Annotated in this window: 16 protein-coding genes and 1 pseudogene; 7 read left to right on the forward strand and 10 right to left on the reverse strand. The window is 43.8% G+C overall.

Annotated elements, in window-relative coordinates; all coding sequences use genetic code 11:
• Positions 1–11 precede the first annotated feature (11 nt).
• From FWE23_00585 to FWE23_00595, 3 genes are all read right to left on the reverse strand, one after another.
• The gene (locus FWE23_00585) at positions 12–824 is read right to left on the reverse strand and encodes a TatD family hydrolase (GenBank protein MCL2843942.1); all 813 of its coding nucleotides are present in this window, start codon (positions 822–824) and stop codon (positions 12–14) included.
• A complete protein-coding gene (locus tag FWE23_00590; GenBank protein ID MCL2843943.1) occupies positions 788–1,708 on the reverse strand; it encodes a helix-turn-helix domain-containing protein in 921 nt (306 codons plus the stop codon). Before FWE23_00590 ends, FWE23_00585 begins: the two co-directional genes overlap by 37 nt.
• A gap of 167 nt (positions 1,709–1,875) precedes the next feature.
• Complete coding sequence (locus FWE23_00595; GenBank protein MCL2843944.1) at positions 1,876–4,110, reverse strand: patatin-like phospholipase family protein; 2,235 nt, start codon at positions 4,108–4,110, stop codon at positions 1,876–1,878.
• A gap of 105 nt (positions 4,111–4,215) precedes the next feature.
• Between FWE23_00595 and tadA the strand changes: the two genes are divergently transcribed.
• Positions 4,216–6,117: a Flp pilus assembly complex ATPase component TadA gene (tadA, locus tag FWE23_00600; GenBank protein MCL2843945.1), complete on the forward strand. Its 1,902-nt coding sequence runs from the start codon at positions 4,216–4,218 to the stop codon at positions 6,115–6,117.
• Between the two features lie 69 nt (positions 6,118–6,186).
• Here the strand turns inward: tadA and FWE23_00605 are convergent, their stop codons facing one another.
• The 5 genes from FWE23_00605 to FWE23_00625 all read right to left on the reverse strand — a co-directional run bounded on the left by FWE23_00605 (position 6,187) and on the right by FWE23_00625 (position 11,811).
• Positions 6,187–7,389: a type II secretion system F family protein gene (locus FWE23_00605; GenBank protein MCL2843946.1), complete on the reverse strand. Its 1,203-nt coding sequence runs from the start codon at positions 7,387–7,389 to the stop codon at positions 6,187–6,189.
• Positions 7,390–7,391: 2 nt separating this feature from the next.
• Positions 7,392–8,459, reverse strand: a complete 1,068-nt coding sequence (locus FWE23_00610; GenBank protein ID MCL2843947.1) for a type IV pilus twitching motility protein PilT — start codon at positions 8,457–8,459, stop codon at positions 7,392–7,394.
• A gap of 140 nt (positions 8,460–8,599) precedes the next feature.
• Positions 8,600–9,454 carry a hypothetical protein gene (locus FWE23_00615; GenBank protein MCL2843948.1) on the reverse strand — a complete coding sequence of 285 codons (855 nt, stop codon included), beginning with the start codon at positions 9,452–9,454 and terminating at the stop codon, positions 8,600–8,602.
• Complete coding sequence (locus FWE23_00620) at positions 9,438–10,415, reverse strand: hypothetical protein (protein MCL2843949.1); 978 nt, start codon at positions 10,413–10,415, stop codon at positions 9,438–9,440. Before FWE23_00620 ends, FWE23_00615 begins: the two co-directional genes overlap by 17 nt.
• Positions 10,402–11,811 (reverse strand): polysaccharide deacetylase family protein, encoded by a 1,410-nt coding sequence (locus FWE23_00625; GenBank protein MCL2843950.1) that lies wholly within the window; start codon positions 11,809–11,811, stop codon positions 10,402–10,404. The genes FWE23_00620 and FWE23_00625 overlap by 14 nt, the downstream gene beginning before the upstream one ends.
• A gap of 603 nt (positions 11,812–12,414) precedes the next feature.
• Between FWE23_00625 and FWE23_00630 the strand changes: the two genes are divergently transcribed.
• Genes FWE23_00630 through FWE23_00645 form a run of 4 tightly spaced genes read left to right on the forward strand, consistent with a single transcriptional unit; the run spans position 12,415 to position 14,747 of the window.
• Positions 12,415–12,648 carry a hypothetical protein gene (locus tag FWE23_00630; protein ID MCL2843951.1) on the forward strand — a complete coding sequence of 78 codons (234 nt, stop codon included), beginning with the start codon at positions 12,415–12,417 and terminating at the stop codon, positions 12,646–12,648.
• Positions 12,648–12,797, forward strand: a complete 150-nt coding sequence (locus FWE23_00635) for a hypothetical protein (protein ID MCL2843952.1) — start codon at positions 12,648–12,650, stop codon at positions 12,795–12,797. The genes FWE23_00630 and FWE23_00635 overlap by 1 nt, the downstream gene beginning before the upstream one ends.
• A gap of 10 nt (positions 12,798–12,807) precedes the next feature.
• A complete protein-coding gene (locus tag FWE23_00640; GenBank protein ID MCL2843953.1) occupies positions 12,808–13,551 on the forward strand; it encodes an outer membrane beta-barrel protein in 744 nt (247 codons plus the stop codon).
• On the forward strand, positions 13,548–14,747 hold the full coding sequence (locus tag FWE23_00645; protein MCL2843954.1) for a S41 family peptidase: 1,200 nt from the start codon (positions 13,548–13,550) through the stop codon (positions 14,745–14,747). The genes FWE23_00640 and FWE23_00645 overlap by 4 nt, the downstream gene beginning before the upstream one ends.
• Positions 14,748–14,757: 10 nt before the next feature.
• On the opposite strand, the gene FWE23_00650 is transcribed toward FWE23_00645, so the two are convergent.
• Positions 14,758–18,570 (reverse strand): hypothetical protein, encoded by a 3,813-nt coding sequence (locus FWE23_00650; GenBank protein MCL2843955.1) that lies wholly within the window; start codon positions 18,568–18,570, stop codon positions 14,758–14,760.
• A 4-nt stretch (positions 18,571–18,574) separates the two neighbouring features.
• Entirely contained in the window at positions 18,575–19,738 is a 1,164-nt protein-coding gene (locus tag FWE23_00655; protein MCL2843956.1) for a hypothetical protein, read from the reverse strand.
• Positions 19,739–19,893: 155 nt separating this feature from the next.
• Here FWE23_00655 and FWE23_00660 point away from each other — a divergent pair, with 155 nt between their 5' ends.
• Positions 19,894–20,625, forward strand: a complete 732-nt coding sequence (locus FWE23_00660) for a hypothetical protein (GenBank protein ID MCL2843957.1) — start codon at positions 19,894–19,896, stop codon at positions 20,623–20,625.
• Positions 20,625–21,200: pseudogene (gene purH / locus FWE23_00665) on the forward strand (bifunctional phosphoribosylaminoimidazolecarboxamide formyltransferase/IMP cyclohydrolase). Before FWE23_00660 ends, purH begins: the two are co-directional and overlap by 1 nt.

Genomic DNA, 21,200 nt, shown 5'->3' on the forward strand with positions numbered 1-21,200 from the left:
TTCCCATTCTCTTAAAATACAATATCAAAAAAATTCTGAGTGTTCTCTTTTATTATTTTCGCCATTGCATATTCATCAATTTCGCGAATTTCAGCGACCTTTTCACCGACAAATCGAATATATGACGGTTCGTTTGGCTTTCCTCTGAAAGGTGCAGGGGCAAGCCACGGCGCGTCTGTTTCTATCAAAATTTGCTCTGTCGGCACCGCTTTTATTACTTCGTTTAAGCCGCTTTTTGCAAATGTTATTATGCCAGAAAATGATATGTAAAAGCCCGCGTCTGTAATTTTTTTCGCACTTTCGGCAGTTCCCGTAAAGCAATGAAAAAGCGCCTTTTTTATTCCAGAAGAAATGCACATTTCAAGCACCTTTTCGTCTTGCATTCGCGAGTGAACGATAAGCGGCAAGTTATGCAATTTCGCTAATTCTATTTGCTTTTTGAACGCTGAAAGTTGCAAATCAATCGACGGATAACCGTCTTTTCCTGCGCCGTCAAGCCCTGTTTCGCCTATTGCGACGACTTCGGGAGATTTCGCCAAATCGCTCAATTCATCGACCCAGTCAAAATTATCTGAAAAATTGCCGCTTTCGGGAACGCATATTCCGATTGCGGCAAAGGTCTTTAAAGGCGTCGGCAATTTTGCTCTCCGAATGGCGGTTTTGCTTTCTTCAATATCGGTTCCGATATTTATTATTCCGCAAACTCCCGCTTCTTTTGCTCTTTCGAGTTGCGCAAAAAAATCGCTTTCGTTAGTCTGACAAAGATGTGCGTGCGTATCAATCCACATTACGGTGCAGTCGCTCTTTCTCTTAATCTTTGCCATTCGTTGAAAGTTATGGTTCTGAAATTCCCGTCATTTGTAAAAAGCCAGTTTGTCGGTCTGCTTCCGCTTCTTGCAACGGAGTTTCCGTTAAACGTAAGCTCTGCCGCCATAGGCGCGCCGAGGCGAATTGCAAGGGTGTCTCTTGCGGTTTCCGTAAATCTGTACGGTCTTGAAAAAGTTCTGTTGCGTGTAAGCACTCCGTCGTTGATTACTTCTATTGCAGAACTGTCTCTTGCCAAATTAACCACAAGTTCAATGCTCGGAGTTTGCGCAACCGCCGCGCCGTCTGCTCCTTCTTCGCCTTCGCCGAATTCGTTTTCGTCGCTTTCATCGGGTGGAACTAATGCTTCGCTTTCGGTCGAAACAATCTCTTCGTCGTAAATATTTTCGTCTCCGAATGTTCCGAAATTTGCGGCAAAATAAGCCAAAACTCCCAATAGAACTAAAAGCAAAATCGGGAAACTGTAGTTTTTGCCTTTTTTCTGTTCCGACATACTTACATTTATGGTTTCGTCTTTATCACTTTCTTGTTTTCCGCTGTCTCTGTTATCTTTTGCAGAGGATGTATTCGATTTTGCGCCGTTGCCGTTGCCATTGCTGTTGTTTTCTTCTTCCGACGAGAATTGCTTAAGCAGTTTTGTTGAGTCTATAGACAGATATTCTCCTATAGCTTTTATATAACCGCGCACGTATGGAAGCGCAGGAAGAAGTTCGTGCTTGTCGTCTTCAATCGCTTGGACGTAAGTTTTGTTTATTTTCAAATCTCTTGAAATTTTATCTATCGATATATTCATCGATATTCTTTGTTTGCGAATTGTTCCGCCAATGGAAATTTTATCGCTTTTTGGTGTCTCTTCCGCCAATGCGTCAAGTTTTTCGCTCATAAAGTTCTCCTGTGTTTCATTAGAGTTTCACAATATAAAGAAGTAAAATACTATTTTGCGCACAAGCAAAATATCTCTAAAAAGAAAAATGTGTAAAAAATAGTCTTTTTACAGCAAATTTGAAAGCGAAAAGGGCTTTTTTATTGGATTTGCTTGGATTTTGTCCTTTAAAAATCAAATCCTGCCGAAAATCTGAAGATGTTTTTCCGCTCCATCCCGAAATTTTCTCTGAATTCTCCCGCAATCAGACGACTCCACGAAAAGCGTAAAGGACCTACGGGAGTTCGCATTGCCAGTTCGGTCTCTACGCCGACGGGAATATCTTTGAAAAACTCCCTCGAAATACTGCCGCCCTCGTCGTATTGCTCGTAGTTCCAAACGTTTCCGCCGTTAACGAAAAGCGTAAAATAAAATGGGTGTCTTTGTGTAAACTGATACCGCCAAGCAAATTCAAACATAAAAAAGTTGTCGGCGAAAAGACGGCGATTGTCAACTCCCGCAAAAGGAATTGTGTATAAAATATTTGAAGCCGAAGTAAAATCTTCAAAACGACCGCCTCCTATGTAATAGCGCATTGTAGGCGGCAATTCTTGGTCTGCCCAAGCGACGAAAACCGACGGCATAAACGTGTGCAATCTGTTTATCGGAACGACGAATGATAAGTTTCCGTTAATTGTAAAGAAGCGGTCTCGGCTTCCCCATTCATTGCTCGCGCCTGCAAGCCAAAATCTGTGCCTGCCGCCCGATGACGGGAAATATGCGTCGTCTCGGTAGTCTGTTTCTACGCCTGTTATCAGCATTCTGAACCTGTCGTTGCCCTCTGTGAAATTAAAGGCGACATCGCCGTCTCTTGACTGTAGGGACTTGTATATTTCACTGCGCAATCCTCCGAAAATCGTTATGGCATTTGCAAATTCAAAACCCGAAATCAAATTTATTCCGTTTTTTGTTATATCGGATTCCGAATAATTGATAACTACTCTGTCGATATATGTTGATTCGTCTATTTGACGGGAAACAAGCCGCTGTGAAGACAAATACGCATTAAAATCGACATACCAGTTGAAGCTTTGTTTTATCGGAACAGTCCAAGATAATTCGCTCATAATTCTTTTTCGCAAATAGCCTATCTGAAAAATACCGCCGATGGAAACTCCGTGTCCCATAATGTTGTCGTATCGCGGGGCGACAAGAATTTCAGCAAGATTGCGGTTGTCAAAACGTAAGCCTAAGCCCAAACTTCGCCTTTCTTTTTCTAAAACGACGGCGGTCAGAGTATCGCCGTGTCCTGTTATGTGAAAGCTTTCAAAAAAATCGGTCGCTTCGGCAATTCTTGTTATGCGCTCAATTCTTTGCGAGGTCATCGGTCTGTCCAAATCCATATCCAGAATTCGGTTCATATACCATTCTCTTGTTCTTTGCAAGCCGTCCAATTCTATTACGTTTATCCAAAATTCGTCAGGCGGTGTAATAACAACTCTGCCGCTGTTTTTGTAAATTTGAAGTTCGGGAGAATTTTTAAACGCTTCTTTTGCGGCGTCGTATCCTGCCTGTACAAGTTGGTCAAAAAGAAAAAATTCGGTGTTTTTTATATCGTCGCCGAGCGGAGTAATAACAATGTCCGCTAATTCTGCATTTGCCACTTCGGTTTCTTTCATTCCCATTGCAACGGCAAACTGTATTACGTCCACCAGTGAACGGAGGCGTTTGGTTTTGTTTCTCTCGGAAGTTACGTCCACGGCGAATATGAATGTGTTTTCGTTTCTTACGCTGTCCAGAAGCGGAATATTTGCCCGAAGTCCGCCGTCAACGTGCCAATCTTCGTCGATTTTTACGGGAGGCATAAATCCGGGAGCGGACGCAGACGCTTTTGCGATTTGCAAAATGTCGCCTTCTCTGTGCATTTGCGCTTCGCCGCGAGAAAGATTTGTAGTCCAGATACGAAGAGGTATCGGCAATCTGTCGAAGTCTCCGTCGCTGCTTATTTGTGCGGCAATAACGCTTGAACCTATAATTCCGTCCAACAGTTGCGGAGAAGCAATGCCTTTGGGTAAAATTACGTTTAAGCCTCTGTCGAAGCGAAGCGTTATTAATGTTTTTTGTTTTTTATTGCGAACAGACCTTGCGTTTGCGTTCCCATATACGAGGTTTCCTGTGGAAAGCGGTTTCAGAATTCTGTGAATTTCTGCGGGAGAATGTCCTGCGGCATACAGAGTTCCGACGATTGCTCCCATACTCGTTCCGACGATGGTGTCGGGGATAATACCTTTTTCTTCAAAGAATTTAAGAACGCCTATGTGGGCAATTCCTCTTGCGCCGCCGCCGGAAAGCGACAAAACAAGCGGTTTTCGGTCGGCAAAACCTAAAAAAGTTAGGGTGAAAATTAAAAAAAACGTTTTCATAACACAATAAAATAATATTTTTCCTCCTTTGTGTTGCGCAAAAATTTATTTTATGTTGAATAATTTTGATGAAAAACCAAAAAACGGACAATGCGAGGGGGGAAAATGTCAATACGACGTAGAAGCAGAAAATGCGGCGAAATACTTCTTTCGCAAGGTCTTATAACCGAAGAACAGTTAACCAAGGCATACAGAACACAGTCTCTGACGGGGCAAACCCTCGGCAATATTTTGATTGAGATGGGCGCGGTTTCGGCGCAGGATATGAGTGCGGTTTTGGGTGAATTGGTTCAGGTTGACAGAAAAAAGCGCTTAGGCGACATTCTCATAGACCAAGGAATTATTACGCAAGAGCAACTGGACGAAGGTCTTAAACAGCAAAAAACGCTCGGAAAGAAAATCGGCGAAGCGCTTATTGCACTTGGCTTTATAACCGAAAACAAGCTCGTGGACATTTTGAGCGCTCAATTAGACGTTCAGTACGTTGTTTTGGACGGAATAAAAGTCAGCGCCGAAACAACAATGCTGATAACGGAAGATACCTGTAAAAAATATAAAATCATTCCGTTATATTTAAAAGACGACACCCTCACGGTAGCAATGACCGACCCGACAAACTTGCGGGTTATTGACCATATAAAGTTTATAACGGGAAAAGAAATCGATACCGTTATGGCGAACGAAAAGCAAATTTTGTCTGCCATAGACCGAGTTTACGGAGACAGGCACGCGCACCTGAGTAAAATTCTGCAGGAAAAAGGCGGCGGCGATACCTCTTTTGATGTTGCAAAAGACGAAGAAGACCAAGAGGTAATTTCGGACGACGAAGGTCAGCAGATTGTAAATATAGTAAACCTTATTATTCACGAAGCAATCGAAAAAGAGGCTTCCGACATACACTTGGAGCCTACCGACAACGGTATAAGAGTGCGCTACCGTATAGACGGCGCATTGCAAACGGTTCAGGAATTGCCGCAGACTATTCGTCCGCAGGTAATTTCGCGTCTGAAAATTCAGGGCGGGATGGACATCGCCGAAAAAAGAAAGCCGCAGGACGGTCGCATAAAAATTCGCCACCAAGGTCGCCTTGTGGATTTGCGGGTTTCGTCTTTTCCTGCGCTTACTCGTCAGGCGCAATCCGAAAAAATCGTTATGCGTATAATAGACGCGCAAGGCAAGCAATTTACGCTGAAGCAACTCGGCTTTTCGGACGATATGCACGACAAATTCGAGAAACTTATACAAATTCCCAACGGAATTATTTTGGTGACAGGTCCCACGGGAAGCGGAAAATCATCGACTCTTTACGCGTCGTTGGAATTCATAAATCGCCACTACGAATTTAAGAAGAACATAATAACTATGGAAGACCCCGTCGAAAGCAATGTGGACGGAATTACCCAAGGTCAAATTAACGTAAAAGCGGGCTTCACTTTCGCAAGCGGTATGCGTTCAATTCTTCGTCAAGACCCTGACATAGTTATGGTCGGAGAAATGCGAGACGCGGAAACGGGTGAAATGGCTGTTCAGGCGGCGCTTACGGGACACGTGGTGTTCTCAACACTCCACACAAATGACGCCGCTTCGGCTTTCACTCGTCTTTTGGATATGGGAGTGCAGTCGTATTTGGTGAGCAGTACCGTCCGCGGAGTATTGGCGCAACGACTTGTGCGAAAAATTTGTTCGGCGTGTAAAGAAGAAATGGTTCCCGACCCCGAACTTCTCAAAAGCGTAGGACTTCGCGCGGGTGTAAAACTCTATCAGGGCAAAGGTTGTCGCGCTTGCAAAAACACAGGCTACAAAGGCAGAATGGGAATTTTTGAATTGCTTCTTCCCGACCGTCAAGTGCAAAAAATGGTTATAGGAAGAGCCGAAAGCGACGAAATCAAAGACTATATGGTAAAACGCGGCGACTTTATGACGCTTCGTCGGGATGGGCTGATAAAAGCGCTGAAAGGCGAAACTACATTAGAGCAAGTATTGGGCGCTACTCAGGAAAATATGTAAGAAAAAATATCTTAAGATAAAAAAAAGGGGATTGTAAAATCCCCTTTTTTGTTTTGATTTCACGGTTTTTTATCCGACCAATCCTATCATATCGAACATCGGCAAATACATCGCAATAAGCAAGCCGCCGATTACTGCGCCCATTACCACTATCATTATCGGCTCCATCATTGCCATTACGGCATCAACGGCGGCGTCAACTTCTTCTTCGTAAAATGCCGCGACTTTTTCGAGCATCGATGATATGTCGCCTGTTTTTTCGCCAACGCTTATCATGTGAGTTACCATAGGCGGAAACAATCCTGTCTGCTGAAGCGGCTCGGCGATTGTGTGTCCCGCGGTAATTTTTTCGAGTGAGCCCAAAAGTCCTTTTTCGATAACCTTGTTGCCCGAAGTTCTTGCCGTGATGTCGAGCGCCTGCAAAATTCCTACGCCTGCCGCAAGAAGCGTTGCGAGCGTTTCCGAAAATCTTGATACGGCGGTTTTTCTGAGTAAATCGCCCAGAACAGGGACTTTAAGCAACGCCGCGTCGGTTGCGTAATGCCCGGGGGGAGTTTTATACCATCTGCGGAAAAGAAATGCACCGACTGCAATACCTGCTATTATGTGCAAAATATAACTCTGCAAAAAGTCCGACAAATCCATAACTATACGCGTGGGGGCGGGGAGTGCGCCGCCCATATCGGTAAACATTCCTGCAAATTGCGGCACTACAAAAGTAAGCAAAACAGCAGTTGCACCGACCGCGATTATTGAAAGAATGAGAGGATAAGCCATAGCGCCCTTGATTTTTCTTTGTAAACGACTGCTTTTTTCCATATATGTTGCCAAACGATTTAAAATTCCGTCCAAGTCGCCCGACTGTTCACCCGCCGACACCATATTGCAGTACAATTCGGTGAAAATTTTGGGGTGTTTTCGCAAAGAATCCGCCAAAGTATTACCGCTCTGAATGTCAATCGAAACCTTTTTGAGCGCTTCTTGCAATACAGTGTTTTCGGTTTGCTCCGCCAAAATGTCCATACACTGCACAAGCGGCAGACCCGCCGAAGCCATAGCCGAAAACTGACGAGTGAAGCGTGATAAATCATCGACTTTTACTCCGCCCGAAAGAAACGGGATTTGCAAAGATTTCGGCTTTTGGCGTATCATTGTTGTGCGAATTCTTTTTGACCGAAGTATGTTTATGGCGACAGTTCTGTCCTTTGCATTCAATTCGCCCGACACCTGATTTCCGCTTTTGTCGGTTCCTGCGTACATATAAATTGGCATAATTATAACCTTCCTTGTTCTTGCAGAAGCCGTTTAAACGCCTCCTGATTGGGACTTTTGGATATTGCGTCGTTCAGCGTTATTTGCCTGTCGTTGTAGAGGCGCGCCAAATCGCTGTTCATCGAGTGCATTCCTTCTTTTGCGCTGATTTCCATCATACCCGGAATCTGGTGTGTTTTGTCGTCGCGAATAAGTGCGCGAATAGCGTCCGACGCCACCATAATTTCGGTAGCCAAAGTGCGCCCGCCCGAAATTTTCTGCACGAGAGTTTGTGAAATTATCGCCACCAAAACCATAGAAAGCTGCGCGCGAATAGTGTCCTTTTGGTTTGCGGGAAACGCGTCCACAATACGGGAAATCGACTTTGCCGCCGAGTTTGTGTGCAATGTTCCGAATGTTAAGTGTCCTGTTTCCGCAATGGATAACGCCGCCTGAATGGTTTCCAAATCGCGCAACTCTCCCACCAAAACAATATCGGGGTCTTGGCGAAGCGCAACTTTGAGCGCCGCAGAAAATGAGTCTGTATCTTGCAAGACTTCGCGCTGATTTACCATACAGCCTTTGTGTTTATGGACAAATTCTATGGGGTCTTCTATAGTTAAAATGTGCGATTTTCTGTTAACGTTAAGGTAGTCAATCATTGCCGCAAGCGTTGTGGATTTACCGCTTCCCGTGGGTCCTGTTACCAAAATAAGCCCGTTGGGTTTGTCCATAAGTCCGCGAATAATTTTCGGCAGTTTCAGGTCTTCAAAACTTTTAATTTCGGTCGGAATAGAGCGCAATGCTACCGATACCGCACCCTTTTGCAGATAAACGTTCGCACGAAATCGTCCGACATCTTTTACCGAAAACGAAAAATCGACTTCTTTGTTTTGCTCGAACATTTTTCTCTGCTTTTCGTTCATAACGCTGTAAGCCAACTGCTCGGTCATCTCTCTTGTTAGGCGATCGACAGGTAGCGGCGTCAAATTTCCGTCCACGCGATACATAGGCGGAAGTCCAACAGTCAAGTGCAAATCCGACGCTCGCATTTCCGAAGTTTTTCTGAGGAGTTCTTGAATATTAGCCATCATTTATCCTTATTTTAGAGTTTTGCGCATTCTCTTTTACAAAAAATTAAAGTAAATATAGTATATTTCCAAGAAACATAGCAACACTTAATTAAATTTCGAGAAAAAAAGAGCGAAAAAACTTTGTTTTACCTCAACAATCACCAAATACTCACCGATCTCTCCTGCGAATATGCGCCGCGCCCGTATTCATTATGAACTAAATATACGCGATAATGCACAATTCCGTCGTCTGACCAAACGCCTGAAATGTTGTCGATAAAGGACGTTTCGGAAAAGTTTGCGGGGCTTATGGTATTCCACTCAATTACAGAAGTTATGCCTTGAAATCCAAAAGAATGTTTTGCAATTCCCCGCTGAACAACATAAGTGCAGTTTTCTGCCGCGTTCCACGAAAGCTCAACAGTGTTGTTTGCGCCTCTCGATGCTGAAAAGTTAGATATTCTTCCGCTAAACAGCGTTCTTGTCGGCAAACTCATTCTTTTTTCGCTTGGACCTGCTCCGTTGTAAGCGGCTATTGCATAAATGTAGGTAATCCCTTGCGATACGTTTCGGTCTGTGAAAGTGTACTCGTCTCTGTTGTCTTCGCCTATAATAATATCAAACAAACCGCCCGAATTTCTTGTTTGTTCCACGAGAACTACTGCGATTTCTCTCCATTCGGCTCTTGGGTCTCCGTCGATTTTTCTGAAAATTTCATAGCCTCTCGGATCGTAAACGCCTTCATAAATAAAATTGTTCAATTCGTTGCCCGCAAGGCTTCCGATACCTCCGCTTACGTCGTCTAAAAAATCTCTTTCGGGCGGACCTTGCCAAGCTAAAATTATATAATTCTCACGCGGTTCTGTCAAAAGTTCTTCGACTTTATCGGGAATTTGTGTCGGCTTTCTGTCGGTTCCAACACTTGCTATAAGCGCGTCTCTAAGTTGACAAGACGACAAAAACAATGCCGCCAAAATAAAAATCACCGTAAATGTTTTATTTATTCCTTGCATTTTGCACCTCCGCTTTTTTTGTTTTTCCCAGTTTGTAAGACATTTTCGTTGCAAGTCCGAACGAATATCCTATTTTTATTGTATTAAATGCGTCGTATTCCACTATTCCGCTTCCTCTCTGAAAACCGACAAAGGCATAGCCGTTCCACGCTTTTACTCCGATGTCTAATCCCGCGGTCATTCCGGGAGCGGAGTTATCCAAGTTGCCGCCGAAATATACGCCGCCGTAAAGTTGCGTAGAAATCATTCCTCTGCGAACCGCCCACTCAAAAAGAACGGGAATTTGCAAGGTTCTTGCGGTATCTTCCACAAATGCGATTTCGCCGCGATAGCCCTTAATGTCGTGAACAAATTCGGAGCGTATCCAGTCCACGCCGCTTCGTAATGCCAAAATTTTCCCGATTTGCCAAGAAGCCGAAAATCCGCCGTTTGGTTTTCTGGAAAAACTTCCCTCGTAATCGGCAAAACCTGTACCGCCGCCTACCCACACTCCCAAATAAAACTTTTTGTTTGCCAAAATGTTTTTGTTATACTCTTCGAGATTTTGCTGTCTTTGCATAAAAACCGCTCTTGACGCAAGCCATCTGTCTCTTTCGCGAGCAACTCTTTGGCTTTCCAATTCTCTGAGAAGAACAGTGTTTTCATTTCTCAGCGAATCGAATTTTACTCTTGCGGTTTCTCTGAAACGCGTTGCTTTTTCCACAATATCGCGCAAAGAATCGACCTCGCTCGTGTTGCTCATATTTATCATTTCCAAAAACATACTGTCTCTTTGAGCAACGACCTCCAAAAGCGAAGTTTGCAAACTACCGGCAAGCGCCTGCGTTTGCGAAAGTTCTTCTCGCACAGTTTCAAGGGTATCTAAAAGGAGTCGCTGTTGAGCGGGAATTGCGGGAGTTCGCGCAAAAACAGAAGCAAATGCTAAAACTGCGACAATCGCAAAAATTTTAATCGTTTTCATTTTGCACCTCTTCTTTCACTTCTTCGGTATTCTCCACAGTCTCGTTGCTTTCCTCGTTCGTTTCTTCTTTGTTTAAAGTTTCTGTTTCGACGGTTTCTTCTTGATTTTCTTCAGGATTTTGTACAACTTCGATTGTTTCTTCGATTGTTTCTTCGATTGTTTCTTCGACTTCTTCAAGCTCTTCGGAAATTTCGAGTTTCATCAATTCTTTGTCCGACATTTCTTCGTAATAGTCGTAATCTTCTGTTTCAATTCCCTGAGTTGCTTTTATTTTTTGTATAAGGTCTTTTCCGCGCACAAATCTAACGTTTTCAAAGGAAAGCATATAGTCCATAACGCCTTCAATCATTTTTCGGCGCTCGCGATGATTTCCTGCAAAAACCGCCGACCTGTCGTTCTTGGCAACATACAAAAACGCTGTTATAGGGAACGAAAACGGAACGCCCGCCTCCATTGCACCGTGGAAACTATGCTTTATTGTTGCGGCGGCTTCGTTTGCTTTCATATCAAAACCGCCGATTGCCGAAGTTCCTATAAGCCGCAAGTCCGTGCCTGTCGTTCTTCCCGAAATTGTGTCAAATGTGTTGTCTGCCGCGAAACTTCTTTGGCGCAAACCCGCCTCAAAACCGTAAGTTGCCGCTAAACTATCGTGCGGGACTATCCATTGCAAAGTCGGAATTACCCACAAACCTTTGTGCTTTCCTGCTGTTCTGAAGCCCTCGTTTCTTCGTGTCTGCGCCCACAAACTGTCGGTGCGGCTTCCGTGTTCCAAATCGAAAGGCGCGACAAAATCCGCTTCCTGAATAGAGGCGTCGTAAATGATGTTTTGCTGTCTTCTTATTGCTCTGAATGCTCCCTCGTTATACTCTAAACGCGGCGCCAAAAATCCGACAAGTCGCTTCTTTGGAATTCTCAGATTTGCTCTTAACAATGAGTCGTTTTGATGGATTTCTTCAAACCAAGCCGCTTCATCCAAAAAGCGCGCGTCAATTCTTTCTCCCACAGTATCTACAAAGCCCGAAAATGTGTGATTGCCGATTTCGTGTCCTTTACGATACGCTTTTCGCAAAACTTTTCGCGAATTTTGCAAATTAAGACCATTTGCGAAAAACGTAATTTTCGCTTTTGAATTGTCGCCGTTTCTGCGCTTGTTTACGGCGCTCAAAATCCACGATAAACTCTGCGGCTCCGTGTTGCCTTCTACGCGAAACACCACAAATTGCGGCGATACTTCTTCGTTTTCCTGTTCTTGTTGCGAAGCTATTTCCTGTACTTCGCTTGCGGGCTCTTCCGCTTCCTGTTCTTTTTCATCTGAAAATACAGGTGAAAAAACAAAAAGCACCATTACGATTGTAAGAATACCCATTGGTTTTTTGCAAAAAATCAGTCGAGTCAAAATACCATTCCCTCCTCTGTAAAGTTGAGGCAGAAACAGCTGAATGGCTGTTTCTGCCTATAATCATAATCTTGTTAATTCTATTTAAATGTTGAAAAATATATTGAAAAAACGAATTCCTGTATTTTGCCCACATAATACAGCCTGCCCCTATATACCGTAGGTATATAGATTTTTTGAAGGATGGGTGAGTACTAGAGAGAGAGAGAGAAATTTCGACCTCTCGCTGTTGTCAAGGGATTTCGGCATTTTTGTGCAAATTTCATTCTTTTCTCCTCCACATAATAAAGTATAAGTTAAGGCATAAAGCAACAAAGGCTGTTCTGCCGAAAATTCTTAATTTCGCTCAAAATGTGAATTTTCTTATACAATAATAATCGCAACCTACAAGCAGAACAACCCGAAGAAGATTATTCGTTGCAAACAAAAAAATGTAAAGAAACAGCAAAAAATAAGGATAAATCCTTAGTAATCACATTTTGAGCAGTAGTAATATAATTTATGCTTACGGTGAAGTGGGGGAAATATTTTGTTTTTGTGTGAAATTAAAAAAAACCTTGCGTGGTAAAAAGTAAAAAAGGTATTTTAGCATAAGATGACAATTTGAAAATTTTGCAGAAAGGTGCGGATATTGTGCGAGTTATATTGAAGTTCTTTGCGAATTTGTGGTGGTTTATTGCAGAGCGTAAAGAAGTTTTAAGCAGTTTGTTGCTAAATGCAGGCTTGGTTTTTCTTGCAACTATGGTTTTAAGTGATTACGAGGACACTCGGCTTGGTCTTTTGCTTACGGTAGTAAGTTTATTAGTTGGTTTTATTTTATCGAGAGGTGGTAAATAATGGATGCGCTTCAAACGATAGGCATACCTTTGGTTGCTTTTGGTGTTATTGCGGCAATAATTATTCAAACAGAACCTGTTTGGAGTAAATGGGAAATAATGAAAGAAGTTAAGGCAGAAAGAGCGGCAAAGTTAGCAACAAGGGTTTAGAGGAAAAAAAATGAAAAAAATATCCGTTTTATTTATTTTGTTGTTTGCTTGCAAATGTTTTTCTGCTCTGCCTTTTTTGATTGGGCTTGAGGGCGGCTATGTCGCCAATCGTCTGAACACAAGTACGGGCTACAGAATTTGGACGGAATACGAGAGAGGGTCTGGGTTTCTTGTCGGGGTTCCGATATTTATTCCTATTACATCCAATGAAGACCATATAAACTACCCCTCGGGCTCGCTGAACAGCTATATTTCTTTGGGGACAGGAGTGCGATATATCCAAAAAAACTATACTTTTAGACGCACTATTCCAAGAGAACATCTTGCGGCGATTTACGGATTTCCGATAAATGTTCCCATATATTCCGACCACACAAACGGTTTTCTGCAATTTCCGCTTTACGTAGATTTTGCACTCGGACAAGACTCTTGGCGAGCGTATTTTGAAATGGGCGCAACTTTCGATTATTGGCTTCACAGCAACAGAAGCGGCACCCTGCTCGGCTTGTTTAACGTGTATTCTTTTGACGAAAGCGTCGAATTTTGTTCGATAAGAGACAGGCGTTATCAGGTATCGCTTTTTGCGGGGCTCGGATTTAGATACGTTTTAAGCGGAATTACGTCTTTTATCGGCGTTCAGTATCATCGTGGGCTTACCGATTTGCAAAAAAACTATATGGAACGCGGGCAAGTCGCAAGATATAACAACGCCGTCGCAGTAAACGCAGGCTTTTTATTTGGGAGAATGAGATGAAAAAAATACTTTTGCTGATAGCAGTCGCTTTTTTTATGTTAGGATGTCAAAGTTTTGAGGAGCTTACCGAGCCCGAAGATTTTCGCAATCATCCTCGAACTTGGGAAAACGTCTTTGAGGGATTTTGGACGGGAATGAACAACAATTACGTATTTTGGGACATAGACCCGACCGATTGGGACAAAATTTACAGAGATTTTCGTCCGAAATTCATAGATTTGGACAGGCGCCACGGCTTTTTTTTCGAGCATATTCCCGCCGCAAGAGAACTTTTTGAAGAATTGACAAAAGACTTGATAGACGGACATTTTGCAATGCTTCTGACAGGCGACCCGTTGGGCTATATATATCCCGCTCTAAACCGAGTGCCGCCGACAGAAAGAATAGAAGGCTTGGAATTGCCGCGAATTGTAATACAAAATTATCTTACGGAAAATTTGGCTTACAATGTTTTGGAGGAGGGAAGCGAATTTCACGGATTTACCGCGATTGTCGGTAAAATACCTTTCAGTCAAAATTCGTCGGATGGCGAAATTCTCTATTTCTATTTTTCGAGTTTCGAATGGACGGGAATTATGGGTTGGGACAATCCGCATCGCGCCCCATTGCTCGAAATATTTGACTATTTCTCTCAAAATCTGCATTCTCCGAACACTCGCGGCGTTATTGTCGATGTGCGGAGCAATCCCGGAGGATACGTCAGCGATTTACAACTGATTTGGGGGCAAATGTTTGCTTATCATTCGCATAAAATCGGCTACTCCAAACAAAAAACAGGAGACGGTCGCTTGGATTTCGGTCCTTTGCTTCCCATAAATATTCCCCGCCATCCGACGAATGCAAGAAATTTGAATGCTCCGTTAGTACTTTTGGTAAACAATTGGTCGGTTTCCTCTTCGGAATCAAGCGCGCTGTTTGTTCGTTCTTTTGCCAACGGCACAGTTGTCGGTTCAAGAACATTCGGCGGCTTGGGAGTGCTCATCAATAATTGGGTATGGAACGCAGGGCAATTTTCTACCCTCGGCATTACTCTTGCCTACACTCCTTCCAAACAAATCCTCGACTTAAACCAAGAAAGTTGGGAAGGCAGAGGCGTTCCGCCCGATGTCGCAGTTCCGTTCAACGAAGCGGAATTTTTAAGCGGAAGAGACGCTCGGCTTGAGCGGGCTATTGAGATTATCAGGACGAGACGGTAATAGGTAAATCTTACCGCAAAACCGCCATTTTCCAGAACAGCACTCTTTCTTCATTTCCGAACATAACCGACAAACGGGCTCTGTAAACCGCCGAGCCGAAAGTTATGTTGTTTAACACAAATTCGTTTACGCCTTTTGTGCTTCTCAGATTTCGGTCGTCGAAAATTCGCTGTCCTTGAATTGTATAGATGGTTAAGCGCACGGACGTTGCATTTGCGCCGAGTCTGTATCGGAAAGTCGCCGAGCCGTTTTGTCCTCTCTGAATTCTTACGGGATTGGGATACGAGTAAAAATATTCTAAAGTATTGCCGCTTTGTTGCGAAGAATTGTCGAGCGGCGCAAAATTAAACTGCCGCATAGCGTTTCCGCCTGTCATATCTATATTGCTTTCGTCTGCCGGAAATCGCGGAGGAAGCCCAAATCTGTGGAGCATTCCGTTGTCGGAAATTACGGTTATAAAAAGCGTATTGCCGCTTGGCGCAATAACAACTCCTTGAGACAGCGGGTCGCCTATGCTTGTTAAATACGGATAAATTCGCCTGTTTCCCGTAAGCAGATTAGAAACCGTTAAATCGGGTCGTCTGCCCGTTCGTCCGTCTCGGATGTCAATAAGTCCTCCCGGGGCGAAATTCAGCAGAATTGTGCTGTCGCTCATAGTTAAAAGCGTGTCGATAAAAGCTCTCGAAAGCCCTATCAGAGAGTCGGGGTTGCCGTGGAAGTTGTTAAACCATATTATCCGTCTGTCTAAGTCCGCTCTCGTAATTTTTGCCTGATATACATTTCTTGTATCGCCCGTTGTTGTCGTGAAAAACACCATTGTTTCGTTGTTTCGTGTTCTGGCGGTTGTCGGAGTGCTGAGCACGGATTCTCTTATCCACCATTCCGCTCTGTCTAAAACTGCGGGGTAGTTTTCGAGCAAATTTCCTTTTTCGTCAAACGCCCAAATTCCGTTTGTGCCGCCGAGGAGCAAGTGCAACTCTCCTCTTGCCGCTAAATTCGCCATTGACAAAAATCCGTGATTTACGGGAATGTTTTCGCGTCCTGTCTGCTCTCTGAAAGTTCCCGCCCAATCTATGGGAAGCTGTGCCTGTTCACGTCTGCCGCGCCAATTTTCGTGGAGTTTTATTTTTTCGTCGTCTTCGCAGTAAATCAAAAACCACAAACCCTGCCTGTTGTCGGCAACAAATATGTTGTTGCCCGATACGGCAATTTTGAACGGCGCAAATATGGACTGATTATTTCTCGGAAGCGAAAAACGGTCTTCGGGTCTTATCATTTCGTTCCGGGTTGCTATAAAAACCGTTCCGCTTTCGTCCACAGCCGCCACTCTTCCGTCATCGAATTTTGCTATAGCTGAAATTGCTCGATTGCTCGCAGAAACTCTGTGTGTGGTATCGTCGTTGCTTCCAAACATCAAATGTCCGTCGCTTGTGCCGAAAACCCAAGAATTTTCGGTAAGTCCGACTACATACGTGGAAACATTGACGCTTATTTCGCGCGGTTGTATGCTTCTTCCTGCGTTGCCGTCAAAAACGCTTCTGTAAATCAAGAGCCTGTTCAGAGCGGGAACAAATAAATTTCTTCCTATAAAACTCGGCATATTTACAGGATTTTCTATTTTTATGGGGGCATAAGGATTTAAAACGCCGTCTTGCGAAACTATGCTCAAAAAACCGTCTTTTGAGAGTGCAATTATGTCGTTTTCGTTAAAAAAATCTGCGGTTAAAAGTGGGAAAAAGCCTCTGCCTGCAACTCTTACGGGAAATTCCGGGTGCGGCGAAAGGAAATTTGTGTCGTTTTCGTGGGTAATGGTTAAAATAATTGTGCTGTCGCTGAAATTTTTTATCGTGTAATTCTGAAATCTGCCCGACCCTCTGTGCGAACGATACTCTTCTCGCGGCAATCTGTTTGTGTCTCCCGCATTTCTGAATTGTAGCGTCAAAAATGTGTTTCCGCCGTCGTTTGCGGTGGTTGCGGGGGCTGTTGTCGGCGACATTGTATTTATCACAAATGACGGACGATTTGCCTCTCTGTCAAATATGTTTGTGTGCGGGAAAACGTCTCCGGCAGTTCCGTAGTCCCACGACGCACCTCCGAAAATATCGCTGAATTGTATGCCTATATCCCTTACGCCGTCCGCTTCCACAAGGCGCACCGCCATATCCGCCGAATCGCTGTTCAGCATATTGAGTTCGAGGCGGTTTCTGATGAGTTTTTCGTCTATGTGCCACACAAGCGCGCCCGAAGCGGGAATTCCTATGTCTCTGCTTTTCACACTCATTATAACCCTGCGGCGATTTGACACGCTATCGACATTATTTGCCAATTCTACGTGAAATCCCGCCTGAATAAAATCGGGATTGTTTGGGTCAAATACAAAAAGATTACGCACTTGGTTGCCCGCTACGTCGCGGACTAAGTTTCGTTGTCGATTTTCTATAAGGTAGTATTCGGTACTGTTTATGGGAACTAAAATGAGGTTGTTCCCGCCGACGGTGAGCCTGTTGGTATCGGTAGCCAAAGTAGGCGGTTCCCATCCCATAAACGAACGGACAAATGCGCTCGGACGAGGAGGAATGAAGCCTTGTGCCCCTGAATATCCTGCAAAATCCATAATGCAGAAACCGCCGATACCCGTTGTACCGCTCATTGTCGAAAACAGGTCGGGAATGCCGATTTGTCGGGCGAATTGGTTTACCAAAATTCCGTTAATTCCCCAATTAAGACCATCTTGATTTGCAGTTTCGCTTACCATCATCAATTCATTAACCAAAATAAAATTTTCTCTGATAATGGTGTCTATTATAATAGTATCCGTGATTATGTCGCCTATGGAATCTCTGATAATTATTTCTCTTATAATAGTGTCATTACCCGTAGAAACATTTGCGCCTGTTCTTGTTCGTCCCGCGACTTCCCGAGTTTCGACCAATCTGCCGAAAACGCTGTCAACAAAAATGTTTTCGTGCGGCAAATTAAAATATCTGAATAATTCTTCGCCGATAAAACTCGCCGTCAAATCGCTCGGACTGTCGTTGTCATTGTCGGTCAGCGCGGAGGAGCCCGCGTGAATAAGCAGGAAAAAGACAGGTATGTTATCTTGATTTACCACCATTCCGTTTGAGTTGTCTATTCGCAAACCTGCAAAAGGGGTTTCGGCGTGGTGGTTTGCCCTCATAATCGACTGCGAAACAAATCGCATAAGTTCGCGCGCCAATCTCATATTAAATTCGTCGTAGGTTTCGTCTCGTCGCTTCAGTCCGGGTGAAAATCTCGCCATTTCTCGGTCTAAACGATACGCTCCAAAGGCGCCGCTCGGAAATATTCGGTGTCCTATTCTAACGTTTCCGTTCGACGCTTCAAGAAAATAGTTTCGCAAAGATTTAAGATGATAGTCGAAATATATGGAGTCGTGCGGAAGGTTGTCAAATCGATATGTTCCCGTTGCGTACCATTCAAATTCTCTTCTGTCCGTGCGGGAAAGCGGCATTCTCGGAATGCCGAGCGAGTCGGTTATTCTGTTTGTCGCCGCTATGTGCGCCGTTGTGTCTGCGCGCATAAAAAGTCCGTTTCCGGTAGTGTTTATAACGCTGTCGGGGCGAAATTCTATGCGAATTGCGTGAATTAGCACGCTGTCTAATGTTCTGTCGCTTTGCAGGCGTACGTAATTATAATTAAACGGACCGAAAGGCGCACTTGTTGAACGCATATTTCGTGTGGAGTGAAGATTAAGAAGATTTACAGACGGCGTCGTTTGCGAAAAAATAATCGTCGCAGAAATAAAAAGCATAAAAATTATCGCGTTTTTTATTTTCACTTTCATATTCTTAACCAATCCCCAAAGCGCTTTTTAAACTCAATCCCAAATATGCGGCAATTCCGAGCATTACCAAACCCACAATAACTTTCAGAAGCGCCAAATGCTTTTGCGTAATGGTTGATAAACGTTCCCACGTCAGTCCGAAATACGCCGCCACCATCACAAACAAAAGCGGAAGAACGAAAAGGAAATTGTAATAAAGAAGCCACATTATCCCCTGTGTTCTGAAACTTTCGTGATGGGTCATTAAAATTATTGTCGGCAAATAAGTTTGTCCTGTGCAAGCCGCTTCAAAAATCGTCACCAAAAATCCCGTAATAACTGTTCCGATTACAAGATGTCGCGAATTAAGGTTTTTGGAAATGACTTTATGGATGCTCTTTTTTACGGATTTTGGAAGTTGCAGGGTCATTTCTTCGCTCTTTTTGCCCAATGCGTGTTTTATTGCGTCAAATAAAGACAAAAGTCCCACAAGCGTGGCAAATGCAACGCCCGCCCAACCTATTATTTGCGAAACTATTGTAAATCGTCCCAAATGATTAAGCAACTTAAACGCGCCCAACCCGAGACTGAAATATGTTATAAAAACCGTTGCCGTGTACAGCAGACCTATTAAAAGCACCTCTGTTTTTCTGCGTTTTTTAAGGGTCAAAAACGAAATCAGAAAAATCATAGTCGCTATTGCACAAGGGTTTATGCCGTCTGCAAGCCCTGCAAATGTTATCGCCCAAAATCCGAACGCGTCCACTCTTGCCTGTATCAGGTCTTCGATGTCGGCGGTTTCACCCAAGATTATCGGTCGCCATTTCTCGCGATTGCCCAGACGTTCCGTTATCATTTTATGAGACAGCCGCGAGATGTCTTCAAATCCCGTCAAAAATGTGTCGGCGAAAAATAATGTTATCGGAGAGGGATTTTGAACGCCGAAATAATAGTCGTATTGCATAAGCTTTTCGATGTTTTGCGGGTTATCCAAGTCAAATTTGGAAAATTCGAGGGAATCGCTGTGCAAGGCAATGAGCGGGGCAAAAATACGGTGCTTTAATTCGTGGCATTCCATACAGGTATTCGAGCCGAAAAAATGAACTTCGAGCTTATCCGGCGCAACGTTTTCCGCAAAACTGAGCGCGAAAGCCATTAGTGCAAAGATTATCGTTGTTATATTTTTCATAGAAAACTCCCGTTTTTTATCGTTTTTTGGGTAAAATACGTAATTGTCGCACAAGAATTTTGACTTTTGTGCAAATTTTTCACAATATTTACCTTTCAATTATTTATTTTATGGTAAATTTATTGTATTTTTTTCAAAAAACGGAGGATTTGGTTATGAAAATTTCAGTTATCGGTATCATTGTTTTGTTGCTTGCGGCAACAGCGTTCGGACAAAATCAGAGGCAAGTTGTAGAGGGATTGCAATCTCAAATCGGCGATTTGCGGATGGAAAACAATCGACTTAAACAAGACAATCAAAATTTGACGCGCGATTTGGAAGCAGCAAGACGTGCCGCTCAAACAACAAGCCCCGCAGAGCTGGAATTGGAAAGAAACAGAGCTCAGCGTGCAACAGGCAGAGCCGACTCGCTTCAAAGAAGAGTGGACGAATTGTCGCCGAAAGCCGCTCAAGGAGAAGTTTGTGCGGAAAATTTAAGAACGCTTTTGGCTCAACAATCTGCCGCGCCCGCTACTCCTGCTCCAGTGGTAGCCGCTCCTGTAGCAGTTTTTCGTTATCCTGTCGGTGGAATGCTTACGGGAATGAACAGACAAATGGTTAATAACGCCGACGTGCTTGTTTCGGATTTTTCTTTTACCAATCTGGGCTCGCGCACAATTACGGCTTTTGACGCCACTATCAAATTTTATTTTCAGGAAAGATTGATTTTTGAAATGCCGTTTGCTAACGTTCGTCAAGCAGGCGCGGGCGGCGCAAACATCGCCATACCCAGAGGCGGCAACTTTGCTTTCCGCGCGGGAATTCCGGTTAGTCCGCAAAGCCAGCAGTTAATTGGACTTCGTCCCGAGCAAATTGACTTGGTCATTGAAATAACAAGGGTGCAATAATAATGAAGATAAGCCGCGCACTAATAAGCGTAAGCGATAAAACAGGCGTCGAAGAATTTGCTCGCTTTTTGCAAGACAAAGGCGTAGAAATTCTTTCGACGGGCGGAACGGCAAAATTGCTGAAAGAAAAGGGCGTCGCCGTAAAAAGCGTGGACTCGCATACGGGACATCCCGAAATTATGGACGGGCGCGTAAAAACGCTTCATCCCAAAATTCACGGCGGCATTCTTGCAATACGCCAAAATTCAGCGCACGAAAAGGATATGGACGACAACAAAATAGTCCCGATAGACTTGGTTGTCGTCAATCTTTATCCGTTCAAGCAGACCATTGCCAAGCCCGACTGTACGCTCGAAGAAGCAATCGAAAACATCGACATCGGCGGTCCCGCAATGATTAGAAGTTCGGCGAAAAATCATAAATACGTAGCGGTCGTCGTGGAGCCGAGCGACTACAAAAAAGTAATGGACGAAATCCAAAACTCAGGCGAAGTATCGCAAAAAACAAGGAACGATTTGGCTGTGAAAGCGTACAAGCACACCGCCGAATACGATACGGAAATATCAAAATATCTT

This window comes from Chitinivibrionia bacterium, from assembly GCA_009779925.1.
Classification (GTDB): Bacteria; Fibrobacterota; Chitinivibrionia; order Chitinivibrionales; family Chitinivibrionaceae; genus WRFX01.